Source organism: Serratia sp. szju, from assembly GCF_044594185.1.
GTDB classification, from domain to species: domain Bacteria; phylum Pseudomonadota; class Gammaproteobacteria; order Enterobacterales; family Enterobacteriaceae; genus Serratia; species Serratia bockelmannii.
In genome coordinates, this window is the sequence record NZ_CP172576.1 from 2,870,737 (window position 1) to 2,895,186 (window position 24,450).

A 24,450-nucleotide genomic window follows, 5' to 3' on the forward strand; every position below is an offset into this window, starting at 1 on the left:
CCGTAAAGTGGCTATAGTGAGAAAAAATGGCCGAGTTACACTCTGTGCCTGAGTATTTATGTCGCCATTTCTCCGAGGATCTCATGTCATTACCGTCAGGCGTTTCCGCCCGGCCTTTGCTGCCCGGCGCGCGTCTCTTTCAGGGCAGCCGCCAGGGTTACGTCATCGCCATTATCAGCGCCATGCTGCTGGCCTTTACCGCCATCATCATTCGCGCGCTGACCGAGTACTATCACCTGCCGACTTTCGTGCTGGCGTTCTGGCGCGCGGCGCTGGTGGCGCTGGTGCTGTTGCCGCTGCTGTTGGTGGTGAAACCGCAGTGGGCGCGCCTGCGCCGTGAACAGGTATTGTTCTACGCGCTTTACGGGCTGCTGCTGGCGCTGTTCAACAGCCTGTGGACGCTGTCGGTGGCGCTGAACGGCGCATCGGTGGCGACCATTCTGACCTACTGCTCGGTGGGCTTTACCGTGTTCCTCGGCTGGGTGATGTACAGCGAACGCCTGACGCTGCGCCAACTGCTGGTGATCGCCATCAGCCTGGGCGGTTGTTTCCTGGTCAGCAACGGCGACAGCATGGGCAACCAGCACTTCGACTTGTTGGGGCTGCTGGTGGGGATGCTGTCGGGCATCGGCTATACCCTGTATACCCTCGGCGGGCGAGTGGCCAGCGAACGGGGCTATCCGGTGTGGAACACCATTTTGTACGTTTTCGGTTTTTCGGCACTGTATCAGCTGGTGTTCAACGCGGCGCTGACGGCGTTCCCGCTGGCGGCGTTCCACGGCATGGCCGGCTCTCTGTGGTTCCTGTCGCACGGCGCGCAGGGCATTCAGTGGAGCGGCTGGCTGTTGTTGCTGGCGCTGGCCGCCGGGCCGACGCTGCTGGGCTTCGGGCTGTACAATATCAGCCTGAAAACGCTGCCGCTGGCCGTAGCCAACCTGATCCTGTCGCTGGAACTGGTGTTCACCGCGGCGATCGCCTATTTCCTGCTGGGGGAGAGCATGAATCAGCTGCAGCTGCTGGGCAGCGCGCTGGTGATGGGCGGGGTGCTGCTGTTGAAAAGCAAGACCGCCGAGGCGTGATCGGCTACCATTACGCCTCGCAAGAGAGGCGGTAATGATGAATAGCCCGAGATTGAAACGAGCGCTTATCGCTTGAATGGCCGTGTTGAGTGAACGACAACACGGCCACAGACATTCCGTTCCGTGGCTTTTATTCCCGTAACAAGAGAATACGCCATGTCCGAAAAACACTGGTCTAAAACCGAGCTGCTGCATCAGACGGTGACCAACCCGAATATCATCGTCAAAGGCACCCACAGCTACTACAGCGACTGTTGGGATAACGGCTTCGAACGCTCGGTAGTGCGCTATCTGCACGGCGACGCGGTCAGCCGGCAATGGCAGCCGCTGGGTGACATAGATCGCTTGCTGATCGGCGATTATGTGTGCATCGCGGCCGAAGCGGTGATCCTGATGGGGGGCAATCACACCCACCGTATCGACTGGTTGAGCCTGTACCCCTTTATGGAAACCATCAAACGGGCGTACCGCCCCAAAGGCGACACCCGGCTGGGGGACGGTTGCTGGATTGGCATGCGGGCGATGTTGATGCCAGGGGTATCGATAGGCGAAGGGGCGATCGTCGCCGCTGGCAGCGTGGTGGCCGGCGATGTTGAGCCTTATGCCATCGTCGGCGGTAACCCGGCGAGGTTTATCCGTTGGCGATTCGCGCCGGAAATCATCGCGCGGTTGCTTGCGTTGCGCCTCTATGACTTGTCCGAGGCGGACTTTGCGGTGATTCAACCTCTGCTCGCCGATGTCGATATCGATGCGTTGGAAAGGGGAATTGCGGCCTTGCGCCGTTAACCATAACGGGCGGGGGAGCCCCGCCCGTTTCGCATTACTCGGCCTTGGCCTCGGCCACCGGTTGGCGGCGTTTACGCATCAGGCGCAGCAGCGGCGGCAGCGCCAGTACCGCGACCGCCAGCACCAGCAGCGTTTGCGCGATGCTGCTGCTCCACAGGATGCCGAATTCGCCGTTGCTGATCGACAGCGCGCGGCGCAGGTTCTGCTCCAGCATCTCACCCAGAACAAAGCCCAGAATCAGCGGCGACATCGGGAAGTGCATTTTCCGCAGGATATAGCCGAACACGCCCAACCCCACCATCAACAGCAGGTCGAAGGTGGTGCTGTGCACCGCATAAACCCCCACAGCGGAAACTGCGGCGATCGCCGGCACCAGGAACCACAGCGGAATGGTCAGCATGCGGGTGAACAGGCCGACCAGCGGCAGGTTCATGATCAGCAGAATGACGTTAGCGATCAGCAGTGCGGCGATCAGCCCCCAGACGATATCCGGCTGTTCGGTGAACATCGCCGGGCCGGGGGTGATGTTGTACAGCGTCAGCGCCCCCATCATCACCGCCGTGGTGCCGGAACCCGGCACCCCCAGCGTCAGCATCGGAATGAATGAGCCGCAGGCCGAGGCGTTGTTGGCCGCTTCCGGCGCCGCTACGCCGCGGATGTCGCCCTTGCCGAAGGTGTCGCTGTTACCGCTGATTTTCTTCTCGGTCATGTAGGTCAACGCGCTGGCGATGGTGGCGCCGGCGCCCGGCAGAATGCCGACGAAGAAACCGATCACCGACGAGCGCAGGGTCGGGCCTGCGCACTGCGCCGCCTCTTTGCGGTTGAACAGCAACCGGCCGGTTTTACGCACCAGCTTTTGCCCGGCGCTGGTGCTTTCCAGCATCAGCAGGATTTCGCTGACCGAGAACAGGCCGATCACCACCACGATAAACTGCACGCCGTCGGAGAGGTGCACACTGTCGAAGGTAAAGCGGTAAACGCCGGTGTTGGCGTCGACGCCCACCGTCGCCAGCCCCAGGCCGATCAGCGCCGCCAGCAGCGATTTCAGCGGGTTCTGGCTCATCATGCTGCCGAGGCAGGCGATGGCGAATACCATCAGGGCGAAATACTCTGCCGGGCCGAAGGCCAGCGACCAGCGGGCCAGCAGCGGCGCGAACAGGATGATGCCGCCGATGGCGATCATCGATCCGACGAACGAACTGACCGCCGAGATGGACAGCGCCACGCCGGCGCGCCCCTGCTGCGCCATCGGGTAGCCGTCCAGCGCGGTCATGATCGCCGCCGCGTCGCCCGGCACGTTGAGCAGAATCGAGGAGATGCGGCCGCCGTACTCGCAGCCGATATACACCGTCGCCAGCAGGATTAGCGCCGATTCGGCCGGCAGCTTGAGGGCAAATGCCAGCGGCAGCAGGATCGCCACGCCGTTGATCGGCCCGAGGCCCGGCAGCAGGCCGACGATGGTGCCGACGAAGCAGCCGATCAGGGCGATAATCAGGTTCTGCGGCACCAGCGCCACTTCGAACCCTTGGGTCAAATACATCCAGGTATCCATCATCGCTCCCGTTAGCTCAGCCAGATGCCGAGCGGCAGTGTGACATCGAGAAGTTGGTCAAAGGCGTAGTACAGCGCTGCGCCCATGACGACGCCGGAGAGGGCCGCCGCCGGCAGGCTGGCCTGAAACAACAGGCCGATGCTGAACGTCAGCAGCGCGGTCGCCAGCGGAAAGCCCAGCCATTCAAAGCCCCAGGCATACAGCACCAGGGTGATCACCAGCACCAGCAGCCGCTGCAGCACCTTGTGGTGCGGCCAGTCCACCGCCTGTGGGCGGCGCAGCAGCAACAGGGCCGCGCACAGCGCCATCAGGCTGAGGATCGCCAGCGGGAAAGGGCGCGGCCCCAGCGGTTCATAGCTGTATTCGCTTTGAATGCCCCAGCCGATGAACAGCCCGCCGATACACAGCAGCAGCCAAAAGCCGGCAAAAATACGATCGCTCATGGTTTTCCCCTGCGGTTATTTGGCCAGGCCGAACACTTTCGCCTGCTCACGGTATTGGGCAACCTGATTCTTCACGTAGGCGTCCAGCTCTTTGCCGGTCATGTTGAATTCGAACAGGCCGCGCAGATCGCGTTGCTGCTTGAATTCATCGGTCGCCATCATTTTCTGGAAGGTGTCGATCCACCACTGATACTCTTCATCGCTGACTTTCGGCCCGACGTAGAAGCCGCGAATGATCGGCCACACCAGGCTGTACCCCTGTTCTTTGGCGGTTGGAATGTCGGCCAACTGGCCAGGCAAACGTTGCTCGGCATACACCGCCAGCACGCGGATTTTGTCGCCCTGCAGGTAAGGCACCATCTCGCTCAGATCACCGGAAACTGCCTGAATATGATTGCCCAACAGCGCGGTGACCGGCTCACCGCCGCCTTCGAACGCCACGTAGCGCATCTTGCGCGGATCCACGCCAACTTCGCGCGCCAGCAGCGCAGTTTTCATCCAGTCCTGGCTGCCGATGGAGGCGCCGGCGCCGAACACCACGCTGTTGGGATCTTTTTGGAAGGCGTCCATCAGGTCTTTCAGGGTTTTGTAAGGCGAGTCGGCGCGCACCGCGATCATGCCGTAGTCGGTTCCGACCGCCGCCAGCCATTTCACGTCGTCCACGTTGTAGCGGCCGAACTTGCCCTGGGCCAGATTGAGCAGCGAGCCGCCGGAGAAGGCCACCACGGTGCCGAACTCCGCCGGTCGCTGCGCGACGATGGCGTTGTAGGCCACCGCGCCGACGCCGCCGGGCATATAGGTGACGCGCATCGGTTTATCGATCGCTTTGGTGTCCTGCAACGACACCTGAATCAGCTTGCAGGTCAGATCGAAACCGCCGCCGGGCTTGGCCGGCGCAATACATTCGGTGCGTTTGGGCGCTTCCACGGCAAAGGCCTGAGAGGCTGCCAGCAACAGTGCGGCGGCGGTAAAGGTACGGGTCATTATTTTTTTCATTGTGGCTTGCCCTCGGTATTGTTCTGGTTGTGAATCCCGCAGAGCGCGGTTGCAGGATTGTTAAAACAACAACCTTTCATTTACCTTTCAGTGGCCGGAAAAGTTTCCAGTCTGTGATTAGGGTCTCTTGTCGCCAGTGAATCACGGGTGCGCTACCATAGAAATGCGGGCAGGAACAGGGCGCAAAACCGGCCAAAATCCTGCGTAATATCAGGTTTGCCGTTCTGCTTTCGCGATAAAATCATGATCAGTGAAATGAATAGAGACGCAGTGATATGTTTTCGTTAGGGAAATTATTTGGTGGTAGGGACAGCGCCAAAGTATGCGCGATTAAACGGTTGCCTGAGGTCTATGCGGAGATGGTCGGTGAAACCGGGCAGTGCCGTTTGAAGCGACTGCGTGCCGACGTTGGCGTGTTTGAACTGCATTTCGTCAACGCCGACGGTGAAAAGTATGCCTGCCAGATGACCGCCTGCGTGACCGGCATCGATCTGGTATTTGCCGTCAACAATCGCTCCGTGCTGGTTTCTTCGCCGTTTACCGCCGACAAGCTGCGCCCGGTACTGGACATTGCCGTGGCCGATAGCCCCATTCCGCTGATCTGACATCGTCCTGCGATCGCGCTCTATACGCATAATTGTGTGCCAGCTCCCAAAACTGGCGGCGCGGCGCTCTTTTATCCCCTTATTTTCCATGCCATTCTCTGTTATCGACCTGTTAACAAGCGCGATATTGGCGCCAGGTTGTTCAGATAAATCAATGGAATGGGAACATGCGACTGTTATTGGTTGAAGATCACCCCGAGCTGTCTCACTGGTTGCAAAAGGCGCTGACCGGCGCCGGCTTTGCCGTCGACGTCGCCCCGGACGGCGTGGCAGCGGATCACCTGCTGCTCAACGAACGCTATGCGCTCGCGGTGCTGGATGTGGCGCTGCCGCGTATGAACGGTCTGGATTTGCTGGCGCGCCTGCGCAAGCGCGGGCAGGATCTGCCGGTGCTGCTGCTGACGGCGCGCACCGACGTGGCCGACCGGGTAAAAGGCCTGAATCTGGGGGCGGACGATTACCTCACCAAGCCGTTCGAACTGGACGAGCTGGAAGCGCGTATTCGGGCGCTGCTGCGCCGCAGCGTCGGCGCCCCGCAGCCGGCGTTGCAGTACGGCGCGTTGACCTATCACGACGAAGGCTATTTTCTGCTGGAGAGCAAACCGCTGGCGCTGACGCCGCGCGAGCTGGCGGTGTTGACCGCGTTGATGCACCGGCGCGGCCGCCCGGTGGCCAAGCAACAGCTGTTCGAGCAGGTATTTACGTTGTCCGACGAGGCCAATCCGGAGAGCATCGAGCTTTACGTACACCGCCTGCGGAAAAAGCTGCAGGGCAGCGACGTGGCGATCGTCACGCTGCGTGGCCTGGGTTACAGCCTGGAGCTGTGCGATGCGGTGGTTTAACGCGCCGCGTTCGCTGTTCTATCAACTGCTATTGTTTTTTGGCCTGCCGCTGCTGGCGTTGGGCGGCATCTCTATCTACACCCACTATTTCAGCGCCATGAGCGCCGCCACCCTGGCTTACGATCGCACGCTGCTGGCGTCGGCGCGCACCGTAGCGGAGCGACTGGTGGTGCGCGAAGGCAAGCTGGCGGTTGATGTGCCCTATGTGGTGCTCGACAGCTTCGAGCGCAACATGAACGATCAGCTGTATTACGAGGTGATCTCGCCGCAGGGGAAAAGCATCTCGGGCTATGACGATTTGCCGCCTTTGCCGCCCCATATCCCGCGTTCCACGCTCTACCCGGCGCTGGTGCATTTTTACGATGCGGAATACCTCGGCAGGCCGATCCGCGTGGCGGCGCTGTTTCAACCGGTCAACGAGTCGGGCGTGAGCGGCATGGCGACCATTCTGGTGGCGGAAACCCTGGAGTCGCGCCGTTACCTGGCGCGGCAGATGATGATCGCGGCGCTGCTGAGCCAGGGCACGGTGGTGGCGTTAACCCTGATCCTGGCGTTCGCATTGCTCAAGCGGGTGTTGAAGCCGATGCGTAAGCTCTCCGGTATCATGCTTCGGCGCGATCCGGGCGAGCTGACGCCCTTGCCGCGGGTATTGCCATGGTCGGAGATGCAGCCGCTGCTGGTGGCGTTTAATCGTTACATCGAACGGCTGCGGCTGATGGTGGCACGTCAGGAGCGCTTCAGCGCCGACGCTTCGCACCAACTGCGCACGCCGCTGGCGGTGTTGAAGACTCAGGTTGGGGTCGCGCTGGCCAGTGACCGGCCGCAGCAGTGGCGCGAAAGCCTGCAGGCGATGAGCGCGACGCTGGATAATACCGTGTCGCTGACCGACCGCCTGCTGTATCTTTCACGCCTGAAGGCCAGCGAGCACCAGGCCGATCGTAAGTTGCAACCGGTCAACCTGGCGCAGGTGCTGCGCGACGCCTGCTTTTCCCGCTTGCCGCAGGCGCGCAGTAAACAGATCGATCTCGGGTTCGAAGGCGAGGCGGCGTGTCAAGTGGCGGGGGAGCCGCTGCTGTTGGCCGAGCTGTGCGCCAACCTGCTGGACAACGCGCTGAAATATACACCGCGTCAGGGCGTGGTGACCGCGCGCCTCACGCAGGATAAGGCGGCAGGGGAAGGCGTGCTGGAGATAGAAGACAGCGGCCCCGGCATCGCCTTGCAGGACAAGGCGCTGGCGCTGCAGCCGTTTCACCGGCTGGACAACGTGGGCGATCAGCCGGGCGCCGGATTGGGACTGGCGTTGGTGAAAGACATCACCGCGTATCACGGCACCCGCCCGGAGCTGTTGAGCTCTGCCGCGCTGGGCGGCCTGTTGGTGCGGGTGCGTTTCAGGCTGCTGCCTTAAGCCTGTTCTTTGCAGGACTCTGCGTTGGCCGCCGGGGCTTTGGCTTTACGCGTCAGCGGCGTGCGCAGCCGCTGCGACAGGATAACGCCCAGCAGGGTAATGCCGCCGCCGATCAGGTGGTAACCGTGCAACTGCTCATGCAGGAACAGCACGGCGATAGCGGCGGTAAACACCGGTGCCAGGTTCATGAAGATCGAGGCGGTGTTGGCGCCCAGGCGCATCACGCCCTGGATCCACAGGAACGGGGCGATGATCGAAGCCGGAATGCCGGCGAACAGCACCAGCGGCAGGTTATGGCCGTTCAAGCCGACATCCTGCGCCATCAGGAAATTAGGCAGTAACAACAGCACGCCGAACAGGATCTGCACATACAGCGATTGCCAGTTCGGCAGCGCGATGGCCCAGCGTTTGGTCAACACGCCATACAGCGCGTACGAGGCGGTGGCGAGCAGCATCATCAATTCCCCTTTGCCGATACCGTGCTGCAACAGCACGCCGGGCTGACCGCCGCTGACCAGCCAGATCAGGCCGCAGAAGGAGAGTATGCTGCCGAGCAGCACGCCGACGGTTGGCGCAATGCGCAGCAGAACGATGCTGATCAGGATGGTCAGCAGCGGGATCAGCGACACGATGATGCCCATAAACAGCGCGCTGACGCTGTGCGCGGCGTAATAGGCCAGGCTTTGGTACAGCACCATGCCCAGCAGGCCGAGGATCATCAGCTTCCACCAGTTGGCGCGCACCTGCGCCCAGTTGCGCAGCACGCCCGGCAGCACGAACGGCGTGAGGGCAATCAGCGCCAGCAGCCAGCGGTAGAGCGAGATGGCCGCCGGATCGATGGCGGTGGCGGAGAGTTTGCTGACGACGGCATTAATCGACCAAATCAGCACGGCCAACAGCGGGAAGAGCATATTCATGATAATTATTCTCAATAACGTCCAACATGCTGGCTAGTCTACGCGTGTCCGGTTTATCATATATAGCGATATCCAGACAAAAATCGGCGTAAACAAGACAAATCACGGGACGAAACCATGCCAGAAATCCGCCATTTCCCCGAGTCGTTGATCCCGGCGCCCAACCCGGTGCAGTTCCGCTGCGAGGAGTTCAACGCGCGCACCGAATTCCAGCCGCACAGCCACACCTGGGGTCAGTTGATGTGGGTTAAAGCCGGGGTGATGGTGCTGCGCATCGGCGGGCAGCGCTTTCTGGCGCCGCCGGAGTTCGTGCTGTGGGCGCCGGCTGGCATCGAACACTCCTGCTATAACCAGCGGCTGGCGCAGTGCCGCATGGTGGACATCACGCCGGCGCTGTGCACCGGCATGCCGGCCGACCCCTGTCTGGTGAGCGTAACGCCGATATTCCGCGCCATCGCCGAGGATTTCTATGCGCGCAAGCAGTACATTCCGCAGGCGGAGGCGGATTTGCGTCTCTGCCAGGTGCTGATCGATCAGCTGCGCCTGTCGCCGCGCCAGCAAACCTATCTGCCGTCGTCGGACGACAAGTTCTTGGCGCCGGTGCTGGAAGCGTTGGAGCATTGTCCGGCGGACAACACCTCGCTGGCGGCGTGGGCGGCTCGGGTCTACACCACCGAGCGCACGCTGTCGCGACGCTGCCAACAGGATCTGGGCATGTCGTTCAGCGAATGGCGCCAGCGCCTGCGGTTCCTGCATGCCGTCTCCCTGCTCGAGCAGGGCAAGACCGTGCAGGACGTGGCGTTAGACGTCGGCTACAGCTCCGCGTCGGCCTTTATCGTCATGTTCCAGCAGATCGCCGGCACTACCCCTGAGCGCTTTCGCCGTGCCTGATTCGGTGGCACACTATTTCGCAGACAAATAGCCGTAAACCGTCGGAGAACGCAGTGAAAATTCTGGTTGATGAAAATATGCCGTACGCGGCCGAGCTGTTCAGCCGCCTGGGCGAGGTGCAGGCGATACCGGGCCGCCCGATCCCGCTCGAGGCGCTGGCGGATGCCGATGCGCTGATGGTGCGTTCGGTCACCAAGGTCAATGAAGCCTTGTTGGCCGGCAGCCATATCGACTTTGTCGGCACCGCCACCGCCGGCACCGATCACGTCGATGAAGCCTGGCTGCAACGTCAGGGCATCGGCTTTTCCGCCGCGCCGGGCTGCAACGCTATCGCGGTGGTCGAGTATGTGTTCTCTGCCTTGATGCTGCTGGCCGAACGCGACGGCTTCCACCTGCGGGATAAAACCGTCGGCATCGTCGGCGTGGGCAACGTTGGTTCCCGTCTGGATGCTCGCCTCAAAGCGCTGGGCGTGCGCACGCTGCTGTGCGATCCGCCGCGTGCCGATCGCGGCGACGCCGGGGAATTCTGGCCGTTGGAGAAGCTGGTGGCCGAGGCCGACGTGCTGACCTTCCATACGCCGCTGAATAAATCCGGCCCATACCATTCGCTGCATCTGGCGGACGCCGAGCTGTTGGCGGCCCTGCCGGACAACCGCATTCTGATCAACGCCTGCCGCGGACCGGTGGTGGATAACGCAGCCTTGCTGCAGGCGCTAGAAAAGGGCAAAAAGCTGAGTACGGTGCTGGACGTGTGGGAACCGGAGCCGGATCTCGCCTTACCGCTGCTGGCGCGGGTGGATATTGGCACCGCGCACATCGCTGGGTATACGCTGGAAGGCAAGGCGCGCGGCACCACCCAGGTGTTCGAGGCGTTCAGCCGCCATCTGGGGCAGCCGCAACAGGTGGCGCTGGCCTCGCTGTTGCCGGTGCCGGAGTTCAGCCAGATCCGCCTCAATGGGCCGCTGGATGAAGCGCGGTTAAAACGATTGATGCACTTGGTGTATGATGTGCGCCGCGATGATGCGCCGCTGCGCAAAGTCGCTGGGCAACCGGGCGAATTCGATCGCCTGCGCAAGCACTACCAGGAGCGCCGCGAGTGGTCTTCGCTGGCCGTGCAATGCGATGACAGCGCCAGCGCCGAGCTGCTCGGCAAGCTGGGCTTTAGCCTGGCGTAGCGCGTAAGGTTGTCTTAAGCCAACGCCGCTACAGTGAGCGGTAAAGATTATCGGGCGGTGATTGCACTGCCCGTCTGCTTTTATGAATGAAATACTCTGGAGAAAACCCGATGTCTGACGGCTGGAATATCGCGCTGCTCGGCGCCACTGGCGCGGTAGGTGAAGCGTTGCTGGAATTGTTGCAGGAACGCCAGTTCCCGGTGGGTGAGCTCTATCCTCTGGCAAGCGAACGCAGTGCGGGCGCCAATGTGCGCTTCAACGGCAAGTCTCTTCTGGTGCAGAACGCCGAAGAGTTCGACTGGTCGCAGGCCCAACTGGCCTTCTTCGTCGCCGCCAGCGACGCTTCCGCTCGCTATGCCGAAGAGGCCGGCAACATGGGCTGCCTGGTGATCGACACCAGCGGTCTGTTCGCCATGGAGCCGGATGTGCCGCTGGTAGTCCCTGGCGTTAACCCGCAGGTGCTGGCGGATTACCGCAACCGCAATATCGTCGCGGTGGCCGACAGCATGGTCAGCCAGCTGCTGACGGCGATCAAACCGCTGACCGAACAGGCGGGGCTCTCGCGTCTGCACGTTACCACGCTGATGTCGGTATCCTCGCGCGGCAAGGCCGCGGTGGACGATCTGGCCGGCCAGAGCGCGCGCCTGCTGAACGGCATTCCTGCCGAGGAAGGCGTCTTCGCTAAACAGCTGGCGTTTAACCTGCTGCCGCTCGTTGCCGACGAGCAGGGCAGCGTGCGCGAAGAGCGTCTGATCGTCGATCAGGTGCGCAAGGTGCTGCAGGACGAAGGGTTGCCGATTTCGGTGAGCTGCGTTCAGTCGCCGGTGTTTTACGGCCATGCGCAGGTGGTGCATCTGGAAGCGCTGCGCCCGCTGTCCGCCGAAGAGGCGCGCAGCGAGCTCGAAGAAGTCGAGGACATTCAGCTGAGCGAAGAGGACGATTACCCGACTCAGGTGACCGAAGCCTCCGGCAGCGATGCGCTCAGCATCGGTTGCCTGCGTAACGATTACGGCATTCCCGAGCTGCTGCAGTTCTGGACGGTGGCGGACAACGTGCGCTTCGGCGGCGCGTTAATGGCGATCGAAACCGCCGAGCGTCTGGTGCAGGAGCAGATGTACTGATGTCAGAGGTGGTCTCGCCCGCTCAGCCGACGCTGAAGGTAGCGCTGGGCATCGAATATGACGGCAGCCGGTACTACGGCTGGCAGCGGCAGCAAGAAGTGGCCAGCGTGCAGGAGCGCCTTGAGCAGGCGTTGAGCAAGGTGGCGGATGCGCCGATCAACGTGCTGTGCGCCGGGCGCACCGACGCCGGGGTGCACGCCACCGGGCAGGTGGTGCATTTCGAAACCACCGCGCGTCGCAAGGACGCCGCCTGGACGATGGGCGTGAACACCCATTTGCCGCCGGACATCGCGGTGCGCTGGGTGAGCCCCGTCGCCGACGATTTTCACGCGCGTTTCAGCGCTACCGCGCGCCGTTACCGCTATATTATTTTCAACCATCGCTACCGGCCGGCGGTGTTGCAACAGGGGGTGACGCACTTTTATCACCCGCTGGATGCCGATCGCATGCACCGGGCGGCGCAGGCGCTGCTGGGCGAGAATGACTTCACCTCGTTCCGCGCGGTGCAGTGTCAGTCGCGCACCCCGTGGCGCTGCGTAAAACACGTTAAGGTTACGCGCTACGGCGAATATATTGTGGTAGATATCAAGGCGAATGCCTTTGTGCATCACATGGTTCGCAATATCGTCGGCAGCCTGATGGAGATCGGCTGCGGCAATCAGGATGAGAACTGGATGGCCGAGTTGCTGGCGCTGAAGGATCGCAATCTGGCGGCGGCGACGGCGCGAGCCGAGGGGCTGTATCTGGTTGCCGTGGACTATCCCGATCATTTTGGTCTACCGCGGCCGCCGATGGGGCCGCTGTTTTTGCCCGACGATTAAACGCCGGCACGCCTGAAAGCGTCGCTCCCTTGTGCTTCTGCCGGGTGATTGAAACACCCGGTATCAATGAGAGAATTTATGGACATCATCAAGTTTATTATTGATTTCATTTTGCATATTGATGTGCACCTGGCCGAGCTGGTCGCACAATACGGCATGTGGGTCTACGCTATTCTGTTCCTGATCTTGTTTTGCGAAACCGGCCTGGTGGTGACGCCGTTCCTGCCGGGGGATTCTTTGCTGTTTGTCGCCGGCGCGCTGGCGGCGTTGCCGACCAACGATCTCAACGTGCACACCATGGTGGCGTTGATGGCCGTAGCGGCGATCATTGGCGATGCGGTGAACTACACTATCGGGCGGTTGTTCGGCGAGAAGCTGTTCAGCAACCCGAACTCGAAAATTTTCCGCCGTAGCTACCTGGACAAGACGCATCAGTTCTATGAGAAGCACGGTGGGAAAACGATTATTCTGGCGCGATTCGTGCCGATCGTGCGTACTTTTGCGCCGTTCGTCGCCGGCATGGGGCATATGTCCTATCGCCACTTCGCCGCCTACAACGTGATTGGTGCACTGGTTTGGGTGCTGCTCTTCACTTATGCTGGCTACCTGTTCGGCGATCTGCCGGTGGTGCAGGAGAACCTGAAACTGTTGATCGTCGGGATCATCATCGTTTCGATTCTGCCGGGCGTGATTGAAATTTGGCGTCACAAGCGCGCGGCCGCCCGCCAGCAAAAACAGTAAAAACATCGCTTAACCTGTCGGTTCGACCAGTTTTTTGTCCACAGCGCCGGGCCGATATGGTTTAATGAGCGACATTATGGTCTGTTCCTGCGAACAACCCTGAAGCCGATGCCTCAGTCGCCGCGCTTGCCGCGCCGCGAACGGGCATTTTTTCATTGGGGTGTTTTCAGGGGGATTGTTAAAGCATGAACAGCGGACTGGCGTGTGCCAGGTTCAAACAGAAAGGTCATCGATGAGCTGGATTGAACGAATTCTTAACAAGAGCAATATCACACAAACCCGTAAGGCGAGCATTCCTGAAGGGGTCTGGACCAAATGCGACAGCTGCGGCCAGGTTCTCTACCGCGCCGAGCTGGAGCGTAATCTGGAAGTGTGTCCGAAGTGCGACCACCACATGCGTATGGGCGCGCGCGCGCGTCTGCATACCCTGCTGGACGAAGGCAGTGAAGTGGAGCTGGGCAGCGATCTGGAGCCGAAGGACGTTCTGAAATTCAAGGATTCCAAGCGCTATAAAGATCGTCTGGTCGCCGCACAGAAAGCGACCGGCGAGAAAGATGCGCTGGTGGTGATGAAGGGCACGCTGTACGGTATGCCGATCGTCGCCGCATCCTTCGAATTCGCTTTCATCGGCGGCTCAATGTCTTCCGTGGTCGGCGCGCGTTTCGTGCGTGCGGTTGAGCAGGCGCTGGAGGACAACTGTCCACTAGTGTGCTTCTCCGCCAGCGGCGGCGCGCGCATGCAGGAAGCGCTGATGTCGCTGATGCAGATGGCGAAAACCAGCGCGGCGTTGGCTAAGATGCAGGAGCGCGGCTTGCCGTACATCTCCGTGCTGACCGACCCGACCATGGGCGGCGTCTCCGCCAGCCTGGCGATGCTGGGCGACATCAATATCGCCGAGCCGAAAGCGCTGATCGGCTTTGCCGGCCCGCGCGTCATCGAGCAGACCGTGCGCGAGAAACTGCCGCCTGGCTTCCAGCGCAGCGAGTTCCTGATCGAAAAAGGCGCGATCGACATGATTGTTCGCCGTCCGGAGATGCGCCAAACGTTGGCGAGCATTCTGTCCAAGCTGACCAACCAACCGCAGCCGCATTTCGATGAGGCCGCGCCGGTCATTGAGCCGGAGCCGCAGGCCGACGCCTGAGGCAAAGACAGATCCCGCCCGGGTTCAGCCGCCACTTTGTGGCTAAGTGACGGCTGATGCCCGTTCCCTGCCGGCCGTGGCCTATCGCGCCATGGTTTGCGGGTTGGCGGCGGTTACGAAGCGCATCGCCTTTACCGCGGTGAGGGTGGTGCCCTGATGGATTAATGAACCCAAGTTCAGTGACGGGACTCATGCAAAACCACCAAATTCCCCAAGCCACGTCGCCATTGAGCTCGTGGCTTTACTATCTGGAACGTCTGCACAGCCAGGCGATCGAACTCGGTCTTGAGCGCGTACAGCGCGTCGCGGCGCATCTGGATTTACTGACCCCCGCTCCTACGGTGTTCACCGTTGCCGGCACCAACGGCAAAGGCACGACCTGTCGTACCCTCGAAGCCATTCTGCTGGCCGCCGGCCTGCGCGTCGGCGTCTACAGTTCGCCGCATCTGGTGCGCTATACCGAACGCGTGCGCATTCAGGGGGAAGAGCTGAGCGAAGCAGAGCATAGCCGCTCGTTCGCCGCCATTGAAGCCGGCCGCGGCGAAACGTCGCTGACCTATTTCGAATTCGGCACCCTGTCGGCGCTGCAGCTGTTCAAACAGGCGCGGCTCGACGTGGTGATCCTGGAAGTGGGCCTGGGCGGGCGTCTCGACGCCACCAATATCGTCGATCCGAGCGTGGCGGTGATCACCAGCATTGCGCTCGATCATACCGACTGGCTGGGCAACGACCGCGAAAGCATCGGCCGTGAAAAGGCCGGTATTTTCCGCAGCGGCAAGCCGGCGGTGGTGGGCGAACCCGACATGCCGGACAGCATTCGCCAGGTCGCCGAAACGCTGGGCGCACCGCTGTATCGCCGCGGTGAAGCCTGGAGCTTCAGCGAGCAGGGCGATCGCTGGCAGTGGCAGGGCGGTGACACGCAGCTGACCGATCTGCCGACGCCGAACGTACCGCTGGCCAACGCCGCTACCGCGCTGGCGGCGCTGAACTGTTCCCCGCTGGAAATCGACGAACGCGCGATCTTCACCGGGCTGCAGCAGGCGACGCTGCCGGGGCGTTTCCAGATCGTGCGGCGGGAGCCGATGCTGATCCTCGACGTGGCACACAACCCGCACGCCGCCGGCTATCTGGCCGGGCGTCTGGCCAAGCTGCCGCGCGACGGCGGCAAGGTGCGCGCGGTGGTGGGCATGCTGTCCGACAAGGACATCGCCGGCACGCTGGCCTGCCTCAGCGAGCAGGTGGATGAATGGTACTGCGCACCGCTCGACGGGCCGCGCGGTGCCAGCGTCGAACAGCTGGCGCAGCATCTGACGGAACCGCGCCGCTTTAATGATGTCGAAACTGCCTGGCGGCAGGCTATGCAGGATGCTGATAAACAGGATATTGTGATCGTCTGTGGATCGTTCCACACCGTGGCGCAGGTGATGGCGGCGTTAGACGAGATGCGGGGAGTGTGAGTGGCGAGTAAATTTCAGAACCGACTGGTTGGAACCGTGATTCTGGTGGCGCTGGGGGTAATCATCCTGCCAGGGTTGCTGGACGGCAAAAAGAAGCATTACGAGGATGAGTTCGCGGCCATTCCATTGGTGCCGAAGGCGGGCGACGTCGAAGAGAACGACGTGCTGCCGCCGGTGACGCAGCCGTTGCCGGCGCAGCCGCCGGAAGGGGCGGGCGCGCTGGTCGAGCAGCAGGCGGCCAACGAAGCGGCGGCGCAACAGGCGGTGCGGCAGAGCGCTCAGCAACCGACGCAGGTAGCGCCGCCGCCGGTCGAGACGCGTCCTCAGCCGGTGCAGCAGCCTAAGCCGAAGCCGGTGGAAACCAAACCGGTGGAAGTGAAACCAAAACCGGTACCGCAGCCGAAGCCGGTGGAGGTGAAACCGGTGCCGAAGCCGGAACCGACGCCGAAACCAGAACCGGCGCCGCAGCCCAAACCGGCGGAAGAAAAAGCGCCGTCCGGGCAAGCCTATGTCGTGCAGCTCGGGGCGCTGAAGAACGCCGCCAAGGCGAACGAGATTGTCGCTTCGCTGCGTCTCTCGGGCTATCGCGCCTTTACCGTGCCGTCAACGCCGGTGCAAGGGCAGATCACCCGCATCTACGTTGGCCCGGACGCTTCCAAGCAGAAGCTGCAGGCGGCGCTGCCGTCGCTGAACTCGATCAGCGGGCTGAGCGGGCAGGTGAAGCCGTACGGCCGTTAAACCCCGCGGGGGCGCAGCAGGATGCGCCCCTGAATTCAGGAGTGGTGGAGAGAAAGCGAGAGAAACCGCGCCTTTTACAGGCGAAATCACCTATGTAGGCGCGGCGATTGGGAATTTTTTAATCGCCGCTTTTTATTTGTAACGTGGTAGGAAATCCCCTACGCAAACGTTTTCTTTTTCTGTTAGAATTCGCCGCGAATTGGATGCAGGGGCGATTCATCATTGGAATAGTTCATGGTCTGGATTGATTACGTCATTATAGCGGTGATTGGATTTTCGGCTCTGGTGAGCCTGATCCGAGGGTTTGTTCGCGAAGCATTGTCACTTGTGACATGGGGATGTGCGTTTTTTGTTGCCAGCCATTTCTACTCTTACCTTGCGGTCTATTTCACTCGTTTTGAAGATGAACTGGTGCGAAACGGCATCGCGATCGCGATTTTGTTCATCGCGACCCTGATCGTAGGGGCTATTGTTAACTATGTGATTAGCTCACTGGTAGAGAAAACCGGGTTGTCGGGCACCGACCGGGTGCTGGGCATCTGCTTCGGCGCACTGCGCGGCGTGTTGATTGTCGCGGCGATCCTGTTCTTCCTGGATACCTTTACCGGCTTTTCACAAAGTGCCGACTGGAAACAGTCGCAGCTGATCCCCCAGTTCAGTTACGTCATCAGGTGGTTCTTTGACTACCTGCAGAGCACGTCGAGTTTCTTGCCGACCCAATTGCCGGGGCGGTAGCGCTGATGAGGAAAAGACAACATGTGCGGTATTGTCGGTATCGCCGGTTTCATGCCGGTAAACCAGTCGATTTATGATGCGCTGACGGTGCTTCAGCACCGTGGCCAGGATGCCGCAGGCATCGTCACCATTGACGCCCACAACGGGTTCCGTTTGCGTAAAGCCAACGGCCTGGTGAAGGATGTGTTTGAGGCGCGCCATATGCAACGCTTGCAGGGCAACATGGGCATTGGCCATGTGCGTTACCCGACGGCCGGCAGCTCGAGCGCCTCTGAGGCCCAGCCTTTCTACGTCAACTCGCCGTTCGGCATTACGCTGGCCCACAACGGCAACCTGACCAACGCCCATGAGCTGCGCCAAAAGCTGTTCGAAAGCGGCCGCCGCCATGTCAACACCACCTCCGACTCGGAAATCCTGCTGAACGTGCTGGCCAGCGAGCTGGATCGCTTCCCGCACTATCCGCTGGAAGCCGACAACATCTTTACCGCGGTCGCCGCTATGCATCAGCAACTGCGCGGCGCTTACGCCTGCGTGGCGATGATCATCGGTCATGGCCTGCTAGCGTTCCGCGATCCCAACGGTATTCGTCCGCTGGTGATCGGCAAGCGCACGCTGGAGGATGGCCGCAGCGAGTACATGGTGGCTTCCGAGAGCGTGGCGCTGGATACCCTGGGCTTTGAGTTCCTGCGCGACGTGGCGCCGGGCGAAGCGGTGTACATCACCACCAAGGGCCAGCTGTTCACCCGCCAGTGCGCAGAGAACCCGAAAACCAACCCGTGCCTGTTCGAATATGTTTATTTTGCGCGCCCAGACTCCTTTATGGACAAGATCTCGGTCTACAGCGCCCGCGTGCGCATGGGCCAGAAGCTGGGTGAGAAGATCGCCCGCGAGTGGGAAGATCTGGATATCGACGTGGTGATCCCGATTCCTGAAACTTCCTGCGATATCGCGCTGGAGATCGCGCGTATTCTCGAGAAGCCCTACCGCCAGGGCTTCGTGAAAAACCGCTACGTTGGCCGCACCTTTATCATGCCGGGCCAGCAGGCGCGTCGCCAGTCGGTACGCCGCAAGCTGAACGCCAACCGTGCCGAGTTCCGCGACAAGAACGTGCTGCTGGTGGATGACTCCATCGTGCGCGGCACGACCTCTGAGCAAATCGTCGAGATGGCGCGCGAAGCGGGCGCTAAGCGCGTGTATCTGGCTTCCGCCGCGCCGGAAGTGCGTTTCCCTAACGTCTACGGCATCGACATGCCGAGCGCCAACGAACTGATCGCCCACGGGCGTGAAGTGGATGAAATCCGTCAGATTATCGGCGCCGACGGGCTGATCTTCCAGGACCTCGACGATCTGATCGAAGCGGTGCGCGAAGAGAACCCGGACATCATCCAGTTCGAATGCTCGGTCTTCAATGGTATCTACGTGACCAAAGACGTCGACCAAAGCTATCTGGAATACCTGGAGTCGCTGCGCAGCGACGATGCCAAGGCGATGCGGGTGCAAACCGAAGCGGAAAATCTGGAACTGCACAACGAAGGCTAACGGTCTGCGTTGATCCCTCAAGGTGCATCGCCGCGTCTGCGGCGGTGCACCTTGTTCCTCTGACTTGCTTATCCCTCGCCATTGCGGCAAAGTCTGCCTGATCTTACTTTTTACGGCAGAGGCCATTCTTCATGAAACGACTCATCATTGGCATTTCCGGCGCCAGCGGCGCTATCTACGGCGTGCGCCTGTTACAGGTTTTGCGCGACGTCGCAGAGGTGGAAACCCATCTGGTGATGAGTAATGCTGCAAGACAGACGCTGGCGCTGGAAACGCCGTACAGCCTGCGTGAAGTGCAGGCGCTGGCCGACGTGGTGCACGATGCGCGCGACATCGCCGCCGGCATCTCCTCGGGCTCCTTCAAAACGTTGGGCATGGCGATCCTGCCTTGTTCGATCAAAACCCTGTCTGGCATCGTTAACAGCTACAGTGACGGATTGCTGACCCGCGCCGCCGACGTGGTGCTCAAAGAGCGCCGCCGTTTGGTCTTGTGCGTGCGGGAAACGCCGTTGCATCTTGGTCATTTGCGGCTGATGACGCAGGCGGCGGAGATGGGCGCGGTGATCATGCCGCCGGTGCCGGCGTTTTACCACCAGCCGAAAAGCGTGGAAGACATCATCGATCAAACCGTCAATCGGGTGATCGACCAGTTTGATATCGAATTGCCGACCGATCTGTTCACCCGCTGGCAGGGTGCTAATTAACAGTTTTATCCCTAAATTGGTACATTTGTGCAACACCGCACTGAATTGGGGCGGAGTATGCACCATAATGATCCCACTTCATCACGCTCACTGTTTCATGGTGCCGCCTTATTGCGGTTGCCAGTGGCGCGGCCCCAACCGGCCGATTTAATTTTGCGGTTATCGTCCCAGGAAACAGTATTGTGAAGGCCGGAGCCGTTCCCTCCGCCCGTAGCACCTAATGTGGCACGATTACTGCAAATTGATTTGGTGGGGAAAGTAATGCCCGTAGTGGCATCAAAAAAATCAATTTGAGGGTAATTTATGAAAAAGCGGGTTTTGATTTTGCCGTTAGTTCTGGCTTTGAGCGCCGCCAGCAGCGCCTTTGCCGCCATTCCTTCCACGCTGAAGATTGGCACCGATCCGACTTACGCACCGTTTGAATCCAAAAACGCCAAAGGCGAATTGGTTGGCTTTGACATTGATTTGGCCAAAGAGCTGTGCAAACGCATCAATACCCAATGCACCTTCGTGGAGAGCGACTTCGACGCGCTGATCCCCTCCCTCAAGGCGAAGAAAATCGACGCCATCATCTCTTCGCTGTCCATCACTGAAAAACGCCAGCAGGAAATCGCCTTTACCGACAAGCTGTATGCCGCCAACGCGCGTCTGATCGCGCCGAAAGGGTCCAAGCTGTTGCCTACCGTGGACGCTCTGAAAGGCAAGAGCGTGGGCGTGCTGCAGGGCACCACCCAGGAAGCCTACGCCAACGCCATGTGGCAGCCGAAGGGCATCACCGTCGTGCCTTACCAGAACCAGGATCTGGTTTACGCCGATCTGGCTTCCGGCCGTATTGACGCCGCCTTCCAGGATGAAGTGGCGGGCAGCGACGGCTTCCTGAAACAGCCGCCGGGCAAAGACTATGCGTTCGCCGGCGAATCGGTGAAGGATGACAAGTTCTTCGGCGTCGGCACCGGCATGGGGCTGCGCAAGACCGATACCGAGCTGAAAGCGGCGCTGGACAAAGCCTTCGCCGAGATGCGCAAAGACGGCACCTACGACAAATACGCGAAAAAGTACTTCGACTTTGACGTCTACGGCGGGTAATCCGCTTACCGTTCCATGCTGTGACTGCGGGGCCGGCGTGCCGGCCCCGATGGTTCGGATCCTAGACCACAGGGTGAAGTAGATGCTGCAAGGCTATTCCCAACTGATTTTCGAGGGGGCTCTGGTGACGTTGGAGCTGGCCCTCAGTTCCGTGTTGCTGGCGGTGGTGATCGGCCTGATCGGCGCCGGTGGCAAACTGTCTCATAACCCCTTTATCTCCGGTCTGTTCGGCGCCTATACCACGCTGATCCGCGGCGTGCCCGATCTGGTGCTGATGCTGCTGATCTTTTACGGCCTGCAAATCGCGCTGAACAACATCACCACGCTGCTCGGCTTCTCGCAGATCGATATCGATCCTCTCGGCGCCGGTATCATTACCCTCGGCTTTATCTACGGTGCTTACTTCACTGAGACCTTCCGCGGCGCCTATCTGGCGGTGCCGAAAGGGCAGATCGAAGCGGCGACGGCCTACGGCTTCAGCGGCGCGCAGATCTTTCGGCGCATTCTGTTCCCGGCGATGATGCGTTTCGCTTTGCCGGGCATCGGCAACAACTGGCAGGTGATCCTGAAGGCGACGGCGCTGGTGTCGATCCTCGGCCTGAACGACGTGGTGAAAGCCACGCAGCTGGCGGGGAAAGGCACCTATCAGCCGTTCTTCTTCGCCATCGTGGCCGGCATGGTGTACCTGATCTTCACTACCGTTTCCAACGGCGTGCTGCTGTGGCTTGAACGGCGTTACTCACTGGGCGTCAAGAGGGCCGAGCTATGATCGAGATTTTGCAACAGTATTGGCAGTCGCTGCTGTGGAGCGACGGCTACCGTTTCACTGGCGTGGCAGTCACGCTGTGGCTGCTGATCGCCTCGGTGGTGATGGGCGGGCTGCTGGCGATCCCGATGGCGGTGGCGCGCGTCTCTTCCCTTCGCTGGGTGCGTTTCCCGGTGTGGCTTTACACCTATGTGTTTCGCGGTACGCCGCTGTACGTGCAGCTACTGGTGTTCTACTCCGGCATGTACAGCCTCGAGATCGTGCGCGGCACCGAGTTTCTTAATGCGTTTTTCCGCAGCGGGCTTAACTGCACCATCCTGGCGCTGACGCTCAACACCTGCGCCTATACCACCGAGATCTTCGCCGGGGCGATCCGCGCGGTGCCGCACGGTGAAATCGAGGCCGCCAACGCCTACGGTTTCTCGCGCTTCAAGATGTATCGCTGCATCATTTTGCCTTCGGCACTGCGCACCGCGTTGCCGGCTTACAGCAACGAAGTGATCCTGATGCTGCACTCCACCGCGCTGGCGTTTACCGCCACCGTGCCGGATCTGCTGAAGATCGCGCGCGACATCAACGCCGCGACTTACCAGCCGTTCTACGCTTTCGGCATCGCGGCGGTGCTGTACCTGATCATCTCCTACGTGTTAATCAGCCTGTTCCGCAAAGCTGAAAAACGCTGGATGGCACACGTTAGTCACTGATAAATGACGGGAAGAAAAACCATGTCTGAGAATAAATTAGCCGTCACGGAACTGCACAAACGCTATGGCGACCACGAAGTGCTGAAAGGCGTCTCGCTGGCGGCCAACGCCGGGGATGTGATCAGCATCATCGGCTCCTCTGGCTCCGGCAAAAGCACCTTTCTGCGCTGCATCAACTTCCTCGAGAAGCCGAGCGAAGGCTCGATCAGCCTGAACAACGAAGATATTCGCATGGTGCGCGACAAGGACGGCCAGCTGAAAGTGTTCGACAAGAAGCAGCTGCAGCTGCTGCGCACCCGCCTGACCATGGTGTTCCAGCACTTTAACCTGTGGAGCCATATGACGGTGCTGGAGAACGTGATGGAGGCGCCGGTGCAGGTGCTGGGGCTGAGCAAGGCCGACGCGCATGAGCGCGCGGTGCGTTACCTGGATAAAGTGGGCATCGACGAGCGGGCGCGCGGCAAGTACCCGGTGCACCTGTCGGGTGGCCAGCAGCAGCGCGTCTCCATTGCTCGCGCATTGGCGATGGAGCCGGAGGTGCTGCTGTTTGACGAACCGACGTCGGCGCTGGATCCCGAGCTGGTGGGCGAGGTGCTGCGCATCATGCAGAAGCTGGCGGAGGAGGGAAAAACCATGGTGGTGGTGACGCACGAAATGGAATTTGCGCGCCACGTTTCCAACCACGTGATCTTCCTGCACAAAGGGTTGATCGAAGAGCAGGGGCCGCCGGCCGAGCTGTTCGGCAACCCCAAAAGCCCGCGCCTGCAGCAGTTCCTGTCCGGCGCGTTGAAGTAACCTCAGATCAGCGGGCTTCGGCCCGCTGATTAATCACGTCATCCAATGCCTGTTCCAATTCCAGATAGCGGAAGTGGAAGCCGGCCTCTTCCAGGCGCTTCGGCACCGCCCGCTGGCCGCCGAGCACCAGCACCGCCGCTTCCCCCATCAACAGCCGCATGGCGAACGCCGGCACCCGCAGAAACGCCGGGCGATCGAGCACGTTGGCCAATTGGGCGGCGAACTGCTCGTTGTGCACCGGGTAGGGCGCGACCATGTTAAACGGGCCGCTCAGCGTGGCGTGATCCAGTAGATAAATAATGCCGTTGACCATGTCGTCGAGATGGATCCACGGCAGATATTGGCGACCGTCGCCGATCGGGCCGCCCAGCCCGAAGCGGAACGGCGGCAGCATTTTGGCCAGCGCGCCGCCCTGTGGCGCCAGCACCACGCCGGTGCGCAGCAGGCAGACGCGGGTGGCATCGCTTTGCGCCTGCAGCGCCAGCGTTTCCCAGCGTTGACACAGCTGGTGGGTGAATTCGTCGTGCGGTGGCTCCTCTTCGGTCACCACCGCCTGCCCCTGATCGCCGTAGTAGCCGACGGCGGAACCGGAAATCAACACACCGGGCGGCGTGCTGCCGGCCTTGATCAGCTGCGCCAATCGTTCGGTCAGATCCCAACGGCTGCGGCACAGGCGCTCTTTCTGCTGTGCGCTCCAGCGCTTGTCGGCGATAGGTTCGCCGGCCAGGTTGATCACCGCGTCGAATTCATCCAGCGACTGCCGGTCGTCCAGCGTTTGCCAATAGTTCGGCCGATCGCCCAGCCGGGCTCGGGCTCGCCGCTCGTCTCGGGTCAACACCGTAATGTGGTGAGAAAGCGCCAGCAGCCTGGCCGTCAGACTGCTGCCTATCAATCCCGTTGCGCCGGTGATCAGGATCCGCATTGTCGACCTCCCTGAGTTAGTCCCGGCGGTAGCTCATGGTCATGGAAACCGAATCGGCGTAGCGCAGGGCCAGAAGTTTATCTATCTCCACTTCAGCATAGGTTACCCAGGCGTGTTCTTTTACGATGTCGAGCACATCCTGCGTTAATTTTTCCAGCAACGCGAAACGGTTATCTTCCACATGGCGGATGATCGCTTTGGTGATGGTGCGGTAGTTGAGTGCATCGGCGATGTCTTCGCTGTTGCGCGCTTTGTCCGCCGGGTAGTGGATCACCACGTTGATCAGGACGTCCTGTCGGTTGTTGATTTCCTCTTCCTTGATACCGATGAACGTGCGCAGCCGCAGATTTTTAATGCGAATAACGGCGTCGGGTTGACTGAAAGACATCAGAGATTCTCCATAGGTCTGATTATTAGCGTTCAGAATACACGGAAAGTAAGGAAAAGATAACGAGGGGACGATGTGACTCCCCGGCCGACGGGGAGTCG

26 protein-coding genes are annotated in these 24,450 nt (G+C 60.8%); 20 read left to right on the forward strand and 6 right to left on the reverse strand.

The annotated features are described in order from the left end of the window. Positions 1-83: 83 nt before the first annotated feature. Together RE418_RS13625 and RE418_RS13630 are read left to right on the forward strand one after the other, a co-directional pair. On the forward strand, positions 84-1,079 hold the full coding sequence (locus RE418_RS13625; RefSeq protein WP_049203705.1) for a DMT family transporter: 996 nt from the start codon (positions 84-86) through the stop codon (positions 1,077-1,079). 156 nt (positions 1,080-1,235) lie between these two features. Continuing rightward, positions 1,236-1,865: a CatB-related O-acetyltransferase gene (locus tag RE418_RS13630; RefSeq protein WP_089181155.1), complete on the forward strand. Its 630-nt coding sequence runs from the start codon at positions 1,236-1,238 to the stop codon at positions 1,863-1,865. Between the two features lie 34 nt (positions 1,866-1,899). Here RE418_RS13630 and RE418_RS13635 read toward each other — a convergent pair whose 3' ends face one another. Genes RE418_RS13635 through RE418_RS13645 form a run of 3 tightly spaced genes read right to left on the reverse strand, consistent with a single transcriptional unit; the run spans position 1,900 to position 4,856 of the window. After that, positions 1,900-3,417: a tripartite tricarboxylate transporter permease gene (locus RE418_RS13635; RefSeq protein ID WP_043140139.1), complete on the reverse strand. Its 1,518-nt coding sequence runs from the start codon at positions 3,415-3,417 to the stop codon at positions 1,900-1,902. Positions 3,418-3,428: 11 nt separating this feature from the next. After that, positions 3,429-3,860, reverse strand: a complete 432-nt coding sequence (locus RE418_RS13640; RefSeq protein ID WP_025303701.1) for a tripartite tricarboxylate transporter TctB family protein — start codon at positions 3,858-3,860, stop codon at positions 3,429-3,431. 15 nt (positions 3,861-3,875) lie between these two features. Continuing rightward, on the reverse strand, positions 3,876-4,856 hold the full coding sequence (locus RE418_RS13645; RefSeq protein WP_025303700.1) for a tripartite tricarboxylate transporter substrate binding protein: 981 nt from the start codon (positions 4,854-4,856) through the stop codon (positions 3,876-3,878). 275 nt (positions 4,857-5,131) lie between these two features. On the opposite strand from RE418_RS13645, the gene RE418_RS13650 reads away from it, so the two are divergent. The 3 genes from RE418_RS13650 (at position 5,132) to RE418_RS13660 (ending at position 7,708) form a co-directional block, all read left to right on the forward strand. After that, on the forward strand, positions 5,132-5,461 hold the full coding sequence (locus RE418_RS13650; protein WP_025303699.1) for a hypothetical protein: 330 nt from the start codon (positions 5,132-5,134) through the stop codon (positions 5,459-5,461). Between the two features lie 167 nt (positions 5,462-5,628). Next, a complete protein-coding gene (tctD, locus tag RE418_RS13655; protein WP_025303698.1) occupies positions 5,629-6,303 on the forward strand; it encodes a transcriptional regulator TctD in 675 nt (224 codons plus the stop codon). Further along, positions 6,290-7,708, forward strand: coding sequence for a sensor histidine kinase (locus tag RE418_RS13660; RefSeq protein ID WP_025303697.1), 1,419 nt, complete (start codon positions 6,290-6,292; stop codon positions 7,706-7,708). Before tctD ends, RE418_RS13660 begins: the two co-directional genes overlap by 14 nt. Here RE418_RS13660 and RE418_RS13665 read toward each other — a convergent pair. Continuing rightward, positions 7,705-8,625: a DMT family transporter gene (locus RE418_RS13665; RefSeq protein WP_019453750.1), complete on the reverse strand. Its 921-nt coding sequence runs from the start codon at positions 8,623-8,625 to the stop codon at positions 7,705-7,707. The genes RE418_RS13660 and RE418_RS13665 overlap by 4 nt on opposite strands. 117 nt (positions 8,626-8,742) lie before the next feature. On the opposite strand from RE418_RS13665, the gene RE418_RS13670 reads away from it, so the two are divergent. The 15 genes from RE418_RS13670 to hisP all read left to right on the forward strand — a co-directional run bounded on the left by RE418_RS13670 (position 8,743) and on the right by hisP (position 23,039). Further along, on the forward strand, positions 8,743-9,516 hold the full coding sequence (locus RE418_RS13670; RefSeq protein WP_025303695.1) for a helix-turn-helix domain-containing protein: 774 nt from the start codon (positions 8,743-8,745) through the stop codon (positions 9,514-9,516). Positions 9,517-9,569: 53 nt separating this feature from the next. Next, complete coding sequence (gene pdxB, locus RE418_RS13675) at positions 9,570-10,691, forward strand: 4-phosphoerythronate dehydrogenase PdxB (protein WP_089181154.1); 1,122 nt, start codon at positions 9,570-9,572, stop codon at positions 10,689-10,691. A 110-nt stretch (positions 10,692-10,801) separates the two neighbouring features. After that, on the forward strand, positions 10,802-11,812 hold the full coding sequence (locus RE418_RS13680; RefSeq protein WP_089181153.1) for an aspartate-semialdehyde dehydrogenase: 1,011 nt from the start codon (positions 10,802-10,804) through the stop codon (positions 11,810-11,812). After that, entirely contained in the window at positions 11,812-12,633 is an 822-nt protein-coding gene (truA, locus tag RE418_RS13685) for a tRNA pseudouridine(38-40) synthase TruA (protein WP_025303692.1), read from the forward strand. Before RE418_RS13680 ends, truA begins: the two co-directional genes overlap by 1 nt. Positions 12,634-12,711: 78 nt before the next feature. Continuing rightward, positions 12,712-13,374, forward strand: coding sequence for a DedA family protein (locus tag RE418_RS13690; RefSeq protein WP_004936130.1), 663 nt, complete (start codon positions 12,712-12,714; stop codon positions 13,372-13,374). A gap of 232 nt (positions 13,375-13,606) precedes the next feature. Continuing rightward, positions 13,607-14,515, forward strand: coding sequence for an acetyl-CoA carboxylase, carboxyltransferase subunit beta (accD, locus tag RE418_RS13695; RefSeq protein WP_025303691.1), 909 nt, complete (start codon positions 13,607-13,609; stop codon positions 14,513-14,515). Between the two features lie 191 nt (positions 14,516-14,706). Beyond that, entirely contained in the window at positions 14,707-15,972 is a 1,266-nt protein-coding gene (folC, locus tag RE418_RS13700; protein WP_043140120.1) for a bifunctional tetrahydrofolate synthase/dihydrofolate synthase, read from the forward strand. Then, on the forward strand, positions 15,973-16,710 hold the full coding sequence (dedD, locus tag RE418_RS13705) for a cell division protein DedD (protein WP_025303689.1): 738 nt from the start codon (positions 15,973-15,975) through the stop codon (positions 16,708-16,710). It begins immediately after the preceding gene. A gap of 234 nt (positions 16,711-16,944) precedes the next feature. After that, a complete protein-coding gene (gene cvpA, locus RE418_RS13710; protein ID WP_004936119.1) occupies positions 16,945-17,445 on the forward strand; it encodes a colicin V production protein in 501 nt (166 codons plus the stop codon). A 21-nt stretch (positions 17,446-17,466) separates the two neighbouring features. Further along, positions 17,467-18,984 carry an amidophosphoribosyltransferase gene (gene purF, locus RE418_RS13715; RefSeq protein ID WP_025303688.1) on the forward strand — a complete coding sequence of 506 codons (1,518 nt, stop codon included), beginning with the start codon at positions 17,467-17,469 and terminating at the stop codon, positions 18,982-18,984. A gap of 131 nt (positions 18,985-19,115) precedes the next feature. Continuing rightward, positions 19,116-19,688, forward strand: a complete 573-nt coding sequence (locus RE418_RS13720; RefSeq protein WP_019453741.1) for a UbiX family flavin prenyltransferase — start codon at positions 19,116-19,118, stop codon at positions 19,686-19,688. Positions 19,689-19,991: 303 nt separating this feature from the next. Then, on the forward strand, positions 19,992-20,774 hold the full coding sequence (gene hisJ, locus RE418_RS13725; RefSeq protein ID WP_004936109.1) for a histidine ABC transporter substrate-binding protein HisJ: 783 nt from the start codon (positions 19,992-19,994) through the stop codon (positions 20,772-20,774). 82 nt (positions 20,775-20,856) lie between these two features. Continuing rightward, a complete protein-coding gene (locus RE418_RS13730) occupies positions 20,857-21,543 on the forward strand; it encodes a histidine ABC transporter permease HisQ (RefSeq protein ID WP_089196116.1) in 687 nt (228 codons plus the stop codon). After that, on the forward strand, positions 21,540-22,244 hold the full coding sequence (locus tag RE418_RS13735; protein ID WP_025303685.1) for an ABC transporter permease: 705 nt from the start codon (positions 21,540-21,542) through the stop codon (positions 22,242-22,244). The genes RE418_RS13730 and RE418_RS13735 overlap by 4 nt, the downstream gene beginning before the upstream one ends. A 21-nt stretch (positions 22,245-22,265) precedes the next feature. Next, positions 22,266-23,039: a histidine ABC transporter ATP-binding protein HisP gene (gene hisP, locus RE418_RS13740; RefSeq protein ID WP_004936098.1), complete on the forward strand. Its 774-nt coding sequence runs from the start codon at positions 22,266-22,268 to the stop codon at positions 23,037-23,039. A 7-nt stretch (positions 23,040-23,046) separates the two neighbouring features. On the opposite strand, the gene RE418_RS13745 is transcribed toward hisP, so the two are convergent. Next, positions 23,047-23,961: a TIGR01777 family oxidoreductase gene (locus tag RE418_RS13745; RefSeq protein WP_043140109.1), complete on the reverse strand. Its 915-nt coding sequence runs from the start codon at positions 23,959-23,961 to the stop codon at positions 23,047-23,049. Between the two features lie 16 nt (positions 23,962-23,977). After that, positions 23,978-24,349, reverse strand: coding sequence for a dihydroneopterin triphosphate 2'-epimerase (gene folX, locus RE418_RS13750; RefSeq protein ID WP_025303682.1), 372 nt, complete (start codon positions 24,347-24,349; stop codon positions 23,978-23,980). Between the last annotated feature and the right edge of the window lie 101 nt (positions 24,350-24,450).